The sequence below is a fragment of the Nocardioides sambongensis genome (assembly GCF_006494815.1).
Classification (GTDB): domain Bacteria; phylum Actinomycetota; class Actinomycetes; order Propionibacteriales; family Nocardioidaceae; genus Nocardioides; species Nocardioides sambongensis.
In genome coordinates, this window is record NZ_CP041091.1 from 2,708,369 (window position 1) to 2,721,135 (window position 12,767).

Here is a 12,767-nt window from a genome sequence, read left to right on the forward strand (position 1 = left end):
TCTGCGTCGCGCCTGCATACCCGCCGGGTCACCAACTACGTCGATTACCCGCCCCGACCGGGGTTTCCAAGTAACCGAGCCTCTACGAACCTGGGGCGATTCACGGGGCTACCCTTGCCGCGATGAACGAGTTGGATCCCAAGGACCGCTACGGCGGTCCGAACGTCGCGATGAAGGTCTCGGGAGCGCTGATAGCGCTCGCCATGATCGTGCTCGGCGCGATCTGGACTCTCGCCGGCTCTGGCACCGCCGAAGCGTTCGGCCCGATCGTGGCGGGGATCGGCGTCGCACTTGGCTACGTCGCATTGATTCAGAAGCGACACTGATCAGTCCCGGGTCGAATCGCAAACGGACACTGTCACCGTGACCGTGGCTGCACCCTGAGATGTGGGGACTGCTGCACGGGTAGGTGACATGACACCCCGGTCCCGGGATCATCTCCGGACGGGGCAACCGGAACGGTCGTCGGACGTCGACGCCTCTGGCCTTTGGCACCGTCTTTGGGGGTTCCGCTTGCGAGATGCTCCTCGTCCGTGGCGGTCTGCACACCGCCGCTCTAATGAGTGGGCCATGGTCACCCTGTAGCAGAATGCTGCACGTGCCCGGCGCCATGGTCCTCGTCATCGCTGGTCCGCCATGCGCTGGCAAGTCGACCGTGGGTCGCTTAGTCGCCGAGCGAATGCGAGCTCAGCCGGTTCCCTTTGTTCAAGTGGACGGGGTCTTTGACCTTCTCCTGCCCGCGTCCGACCGAGCTCGTTCTGATCGACTGCTGGGCTACGAGGCCTCACACGCACTTGTGCGGACGCTCTTGAAGAACGACCGCGATTGTGTACTCGAGTGCACTTACGCCCGAAAGGACCAACGCATGATGCTGAGGGAGGCCTTGGCCGGCCTTAGTCCGTCCCCGCTACGCGTTGCCGAGTTGAGAGTCTCAGGGAATGAGGCACTTGCTAGGTTTCGCGGGCGTAGCGAGGCCACGGACCTCGACGAGAGCAGCCTGCGTGAGCGTGTCGCCAATTACCCGTTCTGGGACGGCGCGTTGCAGTTGGAGTCCGGCTCCGCACCGCCTGAGGAGACGGCCCGTCAGGTCGCCGCTTGGCTTGAGCGCTCAGCGGTGCCGACCGACATGAATGCATGGACGCAAGCGGGTCGCAGCTGGGCCTAGTACGCCTCATGGCCGCTCCTCGGCGAGCCCATCCCGCACCGGGTCGCTCGGCGAGCCCATCCCGCACCGGGTCGCTCCGCGAGCCCATCCCGCACCGGGTCGCTCCGCGAGCCCATCCCGCACCGGGTCGCTCCGCGAGCCCATCCCGCACCGGGTCGCTCCGCGAGCCCATCCCGCACCGGGTCGCTCCGCGAGCCCATCCCGCACCGGGTCGCTCCGCGAGCCCATCCCGCACCGGGTCGCTCCGCGAGCCCATCGATCTGCGGGACTGATGACCTGCGTCGTTCCCCCGCGAATGGTCTGCGGCTCGCGGCCGTGTCTAAGCGCCGCGTAGAGGCCAGTCGATCCGCCGCGTACCGTCCGGTCGCGTCTTAACCCCGCGGCCGACCGAGACCCTCAGCCTGCGTGCTGCTGAACGACGTTGAGCACGTTGCCATCGGGAGCGCGGACGAAGAAGCGAGTCACACCCCATGTCTCGGTTGTCAGGGGATGCACGATCTCGTACCCACGCTCCTGTGCTTGGCGGTAGGCGGCTTCGACGTCGTCGACCATGACCGAGACCACAGGGTCCACGGGCGCGGTGGCATCGCTGGTCATCACCTGGAGCGTCGCCCTGGATACCGGCGAGGTGTGGCGGGCCACCCAACCCAGGTTGAACTCCTCTTCGGCCAACCCGAGGTAGTCGCTGTAGAAGCTCCTAGAGGCGGGGAGGTCGGGTACGCGAAGGTCGGCGATGATCTGCGTAACGCGGACGCGCGACGTGTCGGCACTTTCAGCTGAGCCGGTTTCGCCAGAGGTCTGCCCCGTCACGGGTCCCAGGAGGTGAATCCAGCGCGGATCCTGCTGGCCCGACCGGCGCTCGAGCTCGCACACCAGCGGTTGCGGGCGGCTCGCCATCCGGCGCAGGCACTCCTCGACCTGGCCACGGTCGGCGAACCCGTGCAACCGCTCGGTGCGGGTGCGCAGCTCACCCGGCGCCTGCGCGCCGCGGAGCAGTAGCACCGTGAGCAGCGCCCGCTCATCGGGCTCGAGGCCGAGATGTTCGTGGAGCATCTGGTGGTACCTCAGTGTCCGACGCCCGGTGTCGGACCATACGATCCGCAGCAGCCCGCGGTCCTTGAGCGACTTCGCGGTCCGCTCGACGGTGTGCTGGTCGAGATCGGTGACGGGGTCGCGGCTGCTCCTCTGATTGCACGCCGACACCAGCGCGTTCGCGGAGAGGGGATAAGTGGCGGGCACGGTCGTCTGCTTCTCCAGCAGGCTGCCGAGGATGCGCTGGTCAGTCGCATCGAGGACGGGGAGTTCGCTCACGTCACGACCTTAGATCTGCCTTGGCACGAGCAGATCGAACAGCGTCCCTTTCGCCGCGATGCGCCCCCTCGTCTTCAGCACGCCTCGGCGGCGGCGGTTGCGTCGAAGGTCGCGATGAGGTCCACGACCTCGGCCATGCGGGAGCCAGGTTCAATCGCGTCGCCCCAAGTGGTCGCGTCCTGTGCGGTCTGATTGATGGCGAGGATCGTGCCGGGCGCTGTGCCGGAGTCCACCGCGAATGTCGCAACGTTGCCGTCTATGTCTGCCGCGACGATATGGGTGGGGAAGCCGCTGGTGTTCCGCTCGTTCTCGGGGTCGGTCTCGACCATCTGCGCGTCGGTGAGCTTGAATCTGCTCCCCGGATACAAGCCCTCGGAGATGGCAGCGACGGTCGCAGCCGGGGCGGGCTCGCAAGCGGAAGGGTCAGGGGTCTCCGACACCCCCGCTTCGGTGTCCCCATCGGACTCACTACCGCAGGCACTGAGCGTGACAACGAGCGCGGCGGGCCCTGCAAGGGCGGTAAGGGTCTTCGCGAGTTTCATGGGAATGGTCGCCTTCCGAGAAACGGTGATGCTTGGCAGGTAGGGGCCGAGGACACCGATGCATGGCTTGGTATCAAGTCACCGCCCGTCGGAGGCGGCTACGAGGGCCGTCAGGACCACGGTTCGCTGCGGTGAAGGCGGGCATAGGGCCGCGCACGAACCACAAACTCTCTGGCGCCAGGGCTGCCGGTTGCGCTTGGGGTCCGCCCTGGAGGCGCAGAAGGGCTCCACCGCGGTGGCCCCGATCGCGGGCGCTCGGGTGCTGCACTCCGCCGCGTTTCACGCATCGAGCGCGGATACCCACGTACTGCCCCCATCCGCCGCTCACCACGCCGGCGCCACTCTCAATGCTCCTGCGGGCCTTCGCAGGCGCCCTGAGCTGCGCGGGCGCAGGGACCGCGGACGCGGGACACTCCGCGACCGCGCAGACCGCTCCAACGACGACAGCCCGGCCACCACATCGCGGTGACCGGGCCGTCTCATGCCCTACTGGAATGTCCACATGACCGATTCCCGGACATTGCTGGCCGACGTCAGGACATTACTGACCGATCCAGCGTGGACATTGTTTGGCCGTTGACATCAGCTGTTAACGGTCATCCAATGTCCATCCAACGGTCATCCGGACATTGTCACGCCTGGATTCGCCGTGGAACGGCGAGCCCACCGGCACCGACAGCACAGGCGAAAGGCGCATCTCGGGGCGCCCCAACTACCTCTGCCATCCGCCCCCGACGCCCGAGTCGTCCAACGGCGATCCAACGCCAACCCCATCCGCCCTTGGCTCACACAGGGGTCTGCTGCACGGATAGGTGACTAGCCTGTCACCCGTTCGTGCAGCAGACCCATCCGCTCAACACTGGGCCTGGATCGGTCAGCGAGCAGCAGTTCGATCTGGCACAGCTTCGAGTTCGCGTTGCTGGTCACTTGGGACGGGCTGATGGCCACGTAGGGCCTCCTTCTGCGTGGGTGTCAGAGGAAGTGGGGTGCGAGACGCGCCCTGGCGGTCGATCGCGCTGACGGCGCGCAGAAGCTGCGAGTCACGCCTTGCGCGAGTACTGCTCGACCGAGTGGTCCTCGGGCTTCCACCCGGTCGCCGCAGCTTCGACGACGCTGGTCACCCAGTCGTCGACGGACTCGCGCGCGAGCGGCTCGCGGGTCGTGGTGATGAGGACGTCATCGAGTTCGATCTCGTGCCACGGGTGGTCGACCTCGCCGGGGAACGAGTCCCACGCGTCCACCCCGAGGTGAGGCCACCCGATCTGGTCGGGAACGAACCGGTATCCGAGGTCCAGGGCCGCTTTGACCTGAGCTGACTGCTCGACGCTCAGCGCCCCCAGCAGTTCTACGTACCGGCCCTGTTTGTTGTTGTCGCCGTCACGGTAGAAGTAGTGGACGACCGTGACCGGTGTCCGCTCGGACCGGTCGGTCTGGGTGCGGTGCGGAACCGAAGTCGTTGCACTCATTGCTCCTCCTGGTGGGTTGGTGGCTGCTGTGGCAGACCGTGCCCGCCATCAGGCGTCACACAATCGCGACCCACGCCCGGCCCGCCGGCCGCCACAGATGGCAGCGCCCGCCGCCTGTGACAGTCGCCTGCGACCACCGACCGATGGCCGGGCGATGGCCGGGCGATGGTCGGGAGGGGTCGCGTTGAGAGTGCAGATGCCGCACAGCCGGCGTACCGGGTTGTCCACAGGTGTTGTGGACTTCTCCTACCGTCCAGAAGGTGAAGCCGTTAGCGTGCGGCCTGACAACTTCGTGCAGCATCACGCTGCGACACCTTCTCGGGAGATGGTCAGAATGCGTCAGAATGCGACGCGCGTCCCTTTGGCTCTGTTGACGATTGTTGCGGTCGCAGCGTCGTTGCTCATCGCGGTCTCGGCGGGAGTACGCGCACCGGCAAACGCCGAGCGCGGCGACCCTTTGATGATGCGAGCAAAGCTCACCGGGTCCGCTGACCTGCCGGACGGAGCAGTGACCGCGAGCGTAGAGCCGGCGCTGTCTCGCCTGGCGAAGCTCGCCGGCGGTCAGCAGTACTCGCGCTTCGTGCTGCCAACGGAGGCGGTCTACCGCAACGGCGACGAGATCGAAGTTCGGTTCCCACCCGAGGATCTGCCGGACGCGTACGTCGACGAAGGCGGCCTCGTGACCGTGGTCATTGACGCTGCCGACGCCGAACACGGGAAGTACGGCACCGTGCTGTCGAGCGTGCGACGCGTGACCATCGCGAACAGTCAGCAGTGGGCGCCACCGATGTACTCCGCGGAGTCGCTGTCAGTTCCGCCTGCGAAGCGAACCGCAGCGCAGGCTCGCGCAGTCGCCGCGAAGGCACCAGCGACGACTGCCCGCGCCGTCTACGCAGCATTCGACGGTGATGAGAACCCAGTTGAGGAGGTTCTGGCCGATGCCCTGCCGCACGCCACGTCCCGGATGCAGCCAACCTCAGACGAGAAGCTCGCTCGCGTCGCCTCGGAGATGAGCGCGTTGCCGCCACACGACCTCGCTCGCGCCGTCGCAGCCAGCAACTGTTCGCTCGCGAAGAAGGAACGGATCCGGTCGGCGACGGTTGGGACCAGCTACCCGATGCTCAAGGGATCGAAGTCGTGGCTGACCTACAACAACTCCACGTCGAGCTCGTTCGGGACCGCGGTCAACGTCGGCGACGGCTGGTACCAAGGCGGCGGAGTCACCGCGACCGCCGACAACTGGGGCTCCTCGTTCCAGAAGAGCCACCGCCTGCGCTCGTATCGCGTCCACGTCATCTACCGGAAGCAGACCTGCACCAGCGCCAAGTGGGGCACGATCCTCAGCCAGAAGCTGATTCCAGTCGGGCAAACGGGTGGAATCGGCCGGAACATACTCTCGTCCCGTCCGAGCTGGCGGAGCAAGTGCGCGCCCGTCGTGAGCCACAAGTGGTGGCGCGGTTCGACAACCGGGCAGTCCTACACCCTTTCGTACGGAGTGAAGTTCGAGAAGGTCCTCGGCTTCAACCTGAAGTCCGAGCGGGGATACTCGAGAGGTGCGCGCTTGTTCTACACAGCGAACAAGAGGCGAGCGATCTGCGGCGACACCACCTGGCCCGGGTTGGCCGGAAAGATGATGGAGCGCGGATGGCGAGCCCGAAGCTACTGACAAGTCCGCCGGCCCGAAGCCGCTACGCGGCCCGGGCCGGCGTGCTCGCCGTGCTGTGCGCAGTCCTCACCGGATGTGACGCGGACACCGGCGACGACGGGCATCCCCGAGAAGACGGGCCGTTGACACTCTCCGGAGAGGGCGGCGGAGGCGTCGGGGACTACGCCCCGCCGCGGCGGAAGTGGGTCGGTGACACGTGGGCGCTCACCGTCGGCGGGTTGGCGCTCTGCGTCGACGACCCTGACGTCACGGTGACCCTGCAAGGCGCCACCGCGACCGGAGACCCGGCACCACAGGGCGTGACCGGTGTGATCCGGCGAATGACGCCTGCTCTCCGCGAAGCCGCCGCACCAGGAGAGTCGACCGCCCCGCTCCTCGGGGCGCGCGGAACGCCACCGCAGTTCGCAGAGAGCTACTCAGGCAACCCGGATCCACTCGCCGGAGAAGTGCAGCCCCTCGAGGATGCAACCGTCGACCAGCCGTGCAGCACTCGGACCGGGTCCGGATACGACTACACCGAACTCCTCCTCACCGCCTACGCGGACGAGAAGGGCGGCCTCGCCACCAGCTTCGACATCACCTACACCGCCGACGACGAGACCTACGTCCTGAACGTACCGTGGGAGATCGCGATGTGCGGCACGGAAGTCGACGCCGACGTCACCCCATCGTGCTAGCACCTGGTCGACGGGCACCACTGAGCAAGTTCGACGGCACACCGGCGGCACGACGTCAGCTCGACCGGTAGGCCCTCCACCAGCTGGCCGCCCGCCTGCACGAAGCCCGACGCGCGAGCAGGAGTCGGGCAAACGAGTCGAGGTCAACAACGCACGCCGGCAGATGGTTGGTTGCAGTCCGCACCGCCCCAACGGTCCTTCGGGTAACCACAACCGACCCAGAAGGAGCCTTGTCGATGAATGACACGGACCACGATGCCCCGATTCCGGGTGGAGTTCCCGTTCTCGACGAGGACTGGATGCCCGCCGACGAAGCGTCGTTCGTCGCAGACGAGCCGCTCGACCACAACACCTACCCCGAAGGCGTCGACCTCGCGTGGGACGAGGTGGCCGCGACGGCCGCCGAGCTTCCCCACGAGTTCGCCGACGAGTTCGCACCTGACTTTGCGGCCGCAGACCTCGACCTGCCCTTCCGGGACGGCCGCGGAGAACGGCGCGGAACTGAAGCGGACCCGGAGATGACCAACCGGGTCATCGACACGCTCCGCAGCTGCTTCGCGGCCGCGCACGGCCGCGTCGGTGACGAAGTGACCGACCTCGTCCGGTACCTCCTTGGTTCGGACAAGGCGATGGGGTACCTGGACGAAACAACGCGCCGTACCTTCAAGCGAGTAGGAGAGGTCTTCGTCGCCGTTGCGGGAGACAACCCCGACGGCGACTTCGACATCGACGACCTTCCCGACCTCGAAGCCGCCCACCCCAAGGTTGTCACCGAGGTGAAGACGATCCGGGCTCGCATCCAGGTCGACTCCACCCCAACCAACCCCACCAGCACGTGGCGCGCGCTGTGCGACCAGATCCAGAAGACGTCCGCCAAAGACGGAGCTCGAACGCTCATCGACGCCATCGAGTCCGACCTCCCAGCCGACGAACTCATGAAGGTCTTCACCGCACTCGAACCACCCACCACCCAGAAGACCATCGTGAACTCCACGTTCTCCCAGTCCGCCGGCGCGTGGGAACTTCAAGACGAAGAAGCCGAAGCGGAACGACCCACCTACCGGATCTCCTCCGGCTACCGCACCCTCGACTACGTCTTCACCCTCAAAGACGCCTACGGCAAACCAGCCGAAGCACTAGGCGCCTGGGCACCTGGAGAGTTCCACGCCATCGCCGCAGGAACCGGCCACGGAAAGTCAGCGCTCTCCCGCCGACTCATCACCGCCGCCGCCGAAGACCTCGTCAACGGGTGGGGCCACGAACACGCCAAAGTCCTCATCGCCATTACCGAAGAGGCGCCCAAGATCGTGTACAAGGCCGCGGGCCTATCCAAAGGCCAGCCCTTTCACCACCTCCGCGACAACGTCGTCATCGCCGACGTCGGAGCATCACGCCGACGGTTCGTTCAAGCAGTGTGGGACTGCGTCATTGACGCCTACCACCTGTCCAAAGCAACCGGCCGACCGATCGTGGACTGCGGACTTCCTGAGTTCATTGTCCTCGACTACATCGGCGGAATCGTTGAGGCAGGCGAAGGCGGCGACACCACCGCCATCGAGAACACCGCCAATCTGATCATGCGTGGCTTGTGCGGCTGGCGCATCCAGGAAATGGAGCAGTTCTCAGGAGAATCCTTTTCCGAGTACGCCGGCATGACCTGGCCGACCGGGATGGAGAATTTCAAGCCTGCGGTTCTCACTTTCGTCCAGTTGCGGAAGCTCACCCGTCCCGAGTTTTACAATCCCGAGATCAAGGGAATGTCGGCAGGTGACTTCACGGTGGAGAACGCTGATGGAGCACCAGGATGGTCCGTCAAGACTGGGGACTTCGTTGTTCCCGTCCGAGGGGAGGTCCGCGGTTCGGGGGTCCTTGCGAATCATTTGTCCAGTCTGACGGTCGCGCACCGTTCCCGGCCCCAGGCCAACTCGAAGATCGTCGATCCGGTCACCAAGAAGATGCGTCTGGAAGATGATCGAGCGCGCCTGATCTTCTTGAAGACGCGAAACTCCTCGGACATACCGTTCGTCCCGATGCGTTTCGACTCCAACCCAGAGGGCCTGCGGGGTCAGTACTATGACCTGCTTTCTGAGAAGGCCATCGAGGTTGGGAAGGTGAAGCCGCTGGCGTCCTACACGCAGACAGGTGATCCGATCCTGCCGGCGCGACCGTCCCGCTCGCCGTTCGCTGGCATCGCCTACTGAGCAGAGACCCCCACGTGCAGCTGCACGTGGGGGTCCTCCACTGCCCAGGGTCCATTCGGCGGCACCGTCTCTCGGTGCCTTCGAAGCAACGCTCACACTCGCTCCTGTCTGAGTATCCGCTGGTTGCCGCCGAGTTTGACTCGGGTCGGGCTGGAGTAGGGCCAAGTGAGGTTGCGCCGCGGTCGTCTCGGAAGTTCCCGTGGATATGCGCTGTCGAACACCGTTGGGAGGCGCCGGTTCAAGGGAGGACCACCCTGGGGCAGGGATGCCCGTTCTGTGCCGGAAGACGCGCCATCCCTGGGGAGACGTCTCTCGCCGCGATTCGTCCAGACCTGTTGGAACAGTGGGATTGGGAGCGGAACCGTGATGACCCGGACAGCGTCTTGCCCGGTGCGACCACGAAGTTCTACTGGATCTGCCCAGCAGGCCCAGACCACCAATGGGCAGCGTCCGGCAAGAACCGGCACCGTAAAGGTACCGGCTGCCCCGCATGCTCGGGCAACCAAGTCTGGCGCTGCCCGGCTGGGAACCTGCACCGTCTCGACGGCCCGGCCCTGCACTACCCGAACGGCGCAGCAGTGGTGGATCGACGGCCGTCTCCACCGGGTCGACGGGCCCGCTAGCCACGGCGCAGACTGGGAGGAGTGAGGACTCGACGGCGCACGGGATCCGCATAGACCTTGGCTGCGGCGGAACCGTAACCGAACGCCTTCTTCATCCACCGGCAGCCGAAAGCACCGACCGGACGGGCTCCGCGCCGCGTACCCGACCGATTCCCTGCCGGTCACCAGGCCAAGACCGGCCAGAACAACGCGAGCAGGTATCCCCCCGCAGAGGAGTAGTAGTGAGTGACCCCCGCGAACCACACGCCTACGAATCCTCCGAGGAGCTCGACGCCCTCTGGGACACCGACCTCACCGACGAGCAACTCGCCTGGTCGCCCGCAGGCGGGACCGACCTGTGGGAGCAGGCACTGCCCTGGAAGTGCGAACGGTGGCCCAAGGCCCTCGACGGACATCCCGTCGACGTCATCGCCCTCACCAACGGCGCCGGGCCCGACTGGGACTGGCGCGCACTCGCCTACTGGATTCGTGCCCTCGGCCCAGCCTGGCGGGTCCATCTGCGGCACGGCGGCCGGATCGACCTCATCGCCCCAGCAGCGCCGCCCACAGAAACACACACGGACCCGACGTAGGCCGCGATTGCTGCGCGAACGGGTGACGTCCACCGCGTCCCTGGTGCCGGACACCGCCAGCCGTCGTGGGGGACGTCGCGTGAGCGATGGCCTTCGCACGACGGTGCTCTAGCTGCTATACGGTGCTATAAGCCCGGGTCGCCTTGGCGAAACGGCACTGGTCTGGCGCTGGTTGGCGCTGACTCCGGGCTGACTCCGGGCTGGCTCCAGGACTGGTGCTAGTGGAGCATGAGGAACTGCTGGCGGGTGCGGACGACCCTGCGGAACTTTGTGGCTCGCCGGCGGTCGAAGGGCAGTTGGTCGACCGCGGTCAGCCAGTGGTCGGCGGTAGCGGCTACCCGGTCGATGGTTTGTCGGGCCCTCGTGGCGCAGAGCCCGAGATGCTGTTCGGCGAGGGCGATGAATCTGCGGCCGGTGATGTTGGGGCCGCGTATTCCCGCGACACCGAGCGCGGCGGTGTGTTGGCCGTAGAAGAAGGTGGAGGGCAGGTCGTAGGCCGGGGAGGGTCGCCAGCGGCCATCGTGGTCGCCGAGGATGGAGAAGTTCTTGGCGTGCGCGTCGCCGTTCACGCTCAGATAGGCGAACACGACCTGGGCAAGGAGTTGCTCGGCTGCGGCCGCGGGGTCTTCGCACACCGCTGCCAGTGCAGCCAGTACCTGCCCGGTGCCGACAGTGTACTTCGCTTCCGGCCGCAGACCGAGGACCTGGCAGCCGTCCTCGACCGGCAACGCCTGCACCCCTTCGGACGTGAGGACACGGTCGAACCTGGACACCGCCAGCGCAGCAGCACCGTCGCTGTCGTGCACGATCCGTGTGGTGGGCGCGGGGATGCCGTGACCACGGGCGGCGGTGAGGAAGAAGTGCTCGTTCTCGACGAGGTAGCGGTACCGCGGCGCCACCAGCTTGAGCAGCAGGTGCTGCTCGCCGCCATCTTTGGCGACTCTGCACGCATCGTGGGTGAGGCCGGCGGAGACCTTGTCCTGCACGCCAGGCAGGGCGACCGGGTCCACCTGCGTCCCGAGAGCAGTGACCAGATCTGTGAAGGACATCTGGGAGAAGTGGGCGAAGTCAGGCCCACGTAGGCACGGCCTCGCCCATGCTGGTGGGTGATCGGCGGGCACGACTTGGACGTCGCCGACGGTGTTGCTGCCCACGGCCAGGAGGAGGCGGAACTCCTCGCCCGGGGTAGGTGGTTGCTCGGGCCGAAGGTCGAGCGGGGCACGCGGGCCTGGCGTGCCGGCGCGACCGCCCGGCCCGGTGCCGTGCCCGGCCCTTCGGACGGCACCGAGAAGCGTCTGAAAGCGTCGGCCCTCGGGCAGCAAGCCGGCGAAGAACACCGGCACCCGGTCCCCACGAACCGGTGCGGGTCGTAGGGGCAGAGTCGTGGCGATCGCGGCGCCCCGGTTGCGCAGCCACTCCCGGGTGTATCCGAACTCCACGCCCCCGTCCGGGGTGAGGCTCAGGTGAGCCGCGAGACGACCGGCCTTGTACACATCGGCACGATCGATCGCCATCAGCGCGCGGATGGTGTCCTGCTCCAGCCACCACGCTCCGCGTGCCGGGTCGCTCGGCTCCGGTCCGGTCAACACGCCTCCGATTCCGATCGAGCCCCGCTCCGCCGCCTCGACGCCGAACTCTGGGCCACCCCGAGGGCCGCGCTGGGGCCCGCTCTCGGTCAGTGTGCTCGCCGCACTTGTGATCGCCGAGCCTGCAGCCGAGCTGGCGCGGACTGTCCAGTGAACGAGCGGGCTGAGTGGACGTTCCGTCCCGCCGGTTCACGGCCCGACACGGCTGTGCTGACCTTTGGATCACTCGGCCGGTCGGCCGGTCGGCCGGTCGGTACCGCCTCCGACCCAGCAGGACCGCCGGCACCGATCCGATCGGGCAGCGATCAACACCACACCGCACCACACCACCGGAGCGCGACCGCACCGCACCGGAGCGCCACCGGAGCGCGACCGGAGCGCGGAGTCGTCACCGGCCAGCCGCCGAGCCATCCGTCCAAGCCTCCCGTCGACCCGTCTGTCATTCCATCCGCCGAGCCATTGCACGCACCGTTCACGGAGTCACGGTCCGCCCCATGCCTGCACGACGCCGACGCCTCGACACCCGCCTTCTCTATCCGAGGGCGTACTTCACCAATCCTCACGAGTTCGGGCAGCGGCCGGATCTCGCTTCCCATCTGCCGGCAGAAGGAGACGAGCGGTCCCGGCAGGTCGCCCAGGCACAACACACCATCGCCTGCCTGATCAGAACCCACGCCCGCCCCCACGACGCCGCGAGACTGACCGAACGCTTCGGCTTCTCCAAGCAACTGTGGTCCTCCTGCCTCAACGGTCACGCCTGGATGCCGCAACCGGTCTGGGCCGCGGCGGCGACACTCGTCGTGGGCCGAGCTCTCCAATGGCCACCTCCCAACCGGGACTGAGATCGGGACCGGAGACCAGCATCGTGACGCACACACGGAGCCATCGCTACGGCGTAGCAGGAGCCGGCTGGGTCGAGCCGTCAGCCGGCCTCTGGGGCCCACGCCCAGTGCTCCAT

General features: G+C 66.9%; 12 protein-coding genes. 8 read left to right on the forward strand and 4 right to left on the reverse strand.

The window, feature by feature from the left end:
• Positions 1–122 precede the first annotated feature (122 nt).
• Together FIV43_RS12825 and FIV43_RS23835 are read left to right on the forward strand one after the other, a co-directional pair.
• A complete protein-coding gene (locus FIV43_RS12825; protein WP_141014449.1) occupies positions 123–326 on the forward strand; it encodes a hypothetical protein in 204 nt (67 codons plus the stop codon).
• A gap of 284 nt (positions 327–610) precedes the next feature.
• Positions 611–1,165, forward strand: a complete 555-nt coding sequence (locus FIV43_RS23835; RefSeq protein WP_407938900.1) for an AAA family ATPase — start codon at positions 611–613, stop codon at positions 1,163–1,165.
• Between the two features lie 396 nt (positions 1,166–1,561).
• Here FIV43_RS23835 and FIV43_RS22480 read toward each other — a convergent pair whose 3' ends face one another.
• The 3 genes from FIV43_RS22480 to FIV43_RS12845 form a co-directional block, all read right to left on the reverse strand.
• On the reverse strand, positions 1,562–2,476 hold the full coding sequence (locus FIV43_RS22480; protein ID WP_141014451.1) for a DUF480 domain-containing protein: 915 nt from the start codon (positions 2,474–2,476) through the stop codon (positions 1,562–1,564).
• A 74-nt stretch (positions 2,477–2,550) separates the two neighbouring features.
• A complete protein-coding gene (locus tag FIV43_RS12840; protein WP_141014452.1) occupies positions 2,551–3,018 on the reverse strand; it encodes a hypothetical protein in 468 nt (155 codons plus the stop codon).
• 1,040 nt (positions 3,019–4,058) lie between these two features.
• On the reverse strand, positions 4,059–4,484 hold the full coding sequence (locus tag FIV43_RS12845; protein WP_141014453.1) for a hypothetical protein: 426 nt from the start codon (positions 4,482–4,484) through the stop codon (positions 4,059–4,061).
• Between the two features lie 370 nt (positions 4,485–4,854).
• Here FIV43_RS12845 and FIV43_RS12850 point away from each other — a divergent pair, with 370 nt between their 5' ends.
• The 5 genes from FIV43_RS12850 to FIV43_RS12870 all read left to right on the forward strand — a co-directional run bounded on the left by FIV43_RS12850 (position 4,855) and on the right by FIV43_RS12870 (position 10,223).
• Positions 4,855–6,150 carry a hypothetical protein gene (locus FIV43_RS12850; protein ID WP_141014454.1) on the forward strand — a complete coding sequence of 432 codons (1,296 nt, stop codon included), beginning with the start codon at positions 4,855–4,857 and terminating at the stop codon, positions 6,148–6,150.
• Positions 6,151–6,191: 41 nt separating this feature from the next.
• Complete coding sequence (locus FIV43_RS12855; RefSeq protein ID WP_141014455.1) at positions 6,192–6,827, forward strand: hypothetical protein; 636 nt, start codon at positions 6,192–6,194, stop codon at positions 6,825–6,827.
• Positions 6,828–7,063: 236 nt separating this feature from the next.
• Positions 7,064–9,028 carry a hypothetical protein gene (locus FIV43_RS12860; RefSeq protein WP_141014456.1) on the forward strand — a complete coding sequence of 655 codons (1,965 nt, stop codon included), beginning with the start codon at positions 7,064–7,066 and terminating at the stop codon, positions 9,026–9,028.
• Between the two features lie 74 nt (positions 9,029–9,102).
• Positions 9,103–9,651 (forward strand): zinc-ribbon domain-containing protein, encoded by a 549-nt coding sequence (locus tag FIV43_RS23840; RefSeq protein ID WP_141014457.1) that lies wholly within the window; start codon positions 9,103–9,105, stop codon positions 9,649–9,651.
• A gap of 221 nt (positions 9,652–9,872) precedes the next feature.
• Positions 9,873–10,223, forward strand: a complete 351-nt coding sequence (locus FIV43_RS12870) for a hypothetical protein (RefSeq protein ID WP_141014458.1) — start codon at positions 9,873–9,875, stop codon at positions 10,221–10,223.
• A gap of 218 nt (positions 10,224–10,441) precedes the next feature.
• On the opposite strand, the gene FIV43_RS12875 is transcribed toward FIV43_RS12870, so the two are convergent.
• Positions 10,442–11,812, reverse strand: coding sequence for a type II toxin-antitoxin system HipA family toxin (locus tag FIV43_RS12875; RefSeq protein ID WP_141014459.1), 1,371 nt, complete (start codon positions 11,810–11,812; stop codon positions 10,442–10,444).
• A gap of 491 nt (positions 11,813–12,303) precedes the next feature.
• Between FIV43_RS12875 and FIV43_RS12880 the strand changes: the two genes are divergently transcribed.
• Positions 12,304–12,651, forward strand: a complete 348-nt coding sequence (locus FIV43_RS12880; RefSeq protein ID WP_141014460.1) for a hypothetical protein — start codon at positions 12,304–12,306, stop codon at positions 12,649–12,651.
• Positions 12,652–12,767 lie beyond the last annotated feature (116 nt).

What these genes read in the sequence shown, in the direction of transcription:
- FIV43_RS12825 (WP_141014449.1), top strand. Translation starts at nt 123, where the DNA reads ATGAACGAGTTGGATCCCAAGGACCGCTACGGCGGTCCGAACGTCGCG.
- FIV43_RS23835 (WP_407938900.1), top strand. Translation starts at nt 611, where the DNA reads ATGGTCCTCGTCATCGCTGGTCCGCCATGCGCTGGCAAGTCGACCGTG.
- FIV43_RS12840 (WP_141014452.1), bottom strand. Translation starts at nt 3,018, where the DNA reads ATGAAACTCGCGAAGACCCTTACCGCCCTTGCAGGGCCCGCCGCGCTC.
- FIV43_RS12845 (WP_141014453.1), bottom strand. Translation starts at nt 4,484, where the DNA reads ATGAGTGCAACGACTTCGGTTCCGCACCGCACCCAGACCGACCGGTCC.
- FIV43_RS12860 (WP_141014456.1), top strand. Translation starts at nt 7,064, where the DNA reads ATGAATGACACGGACCACGATGCCCCGATTCCGGGTGGAGTTCCCGTT.
- FIV43_RS12880 (WP_141014460.1), top strand. Translation starts at nt 12,304, where the DNA reads ATGCCTGCACGACGCCGACGCCTCGACACCCGCCTTCTCTATCCGAGG.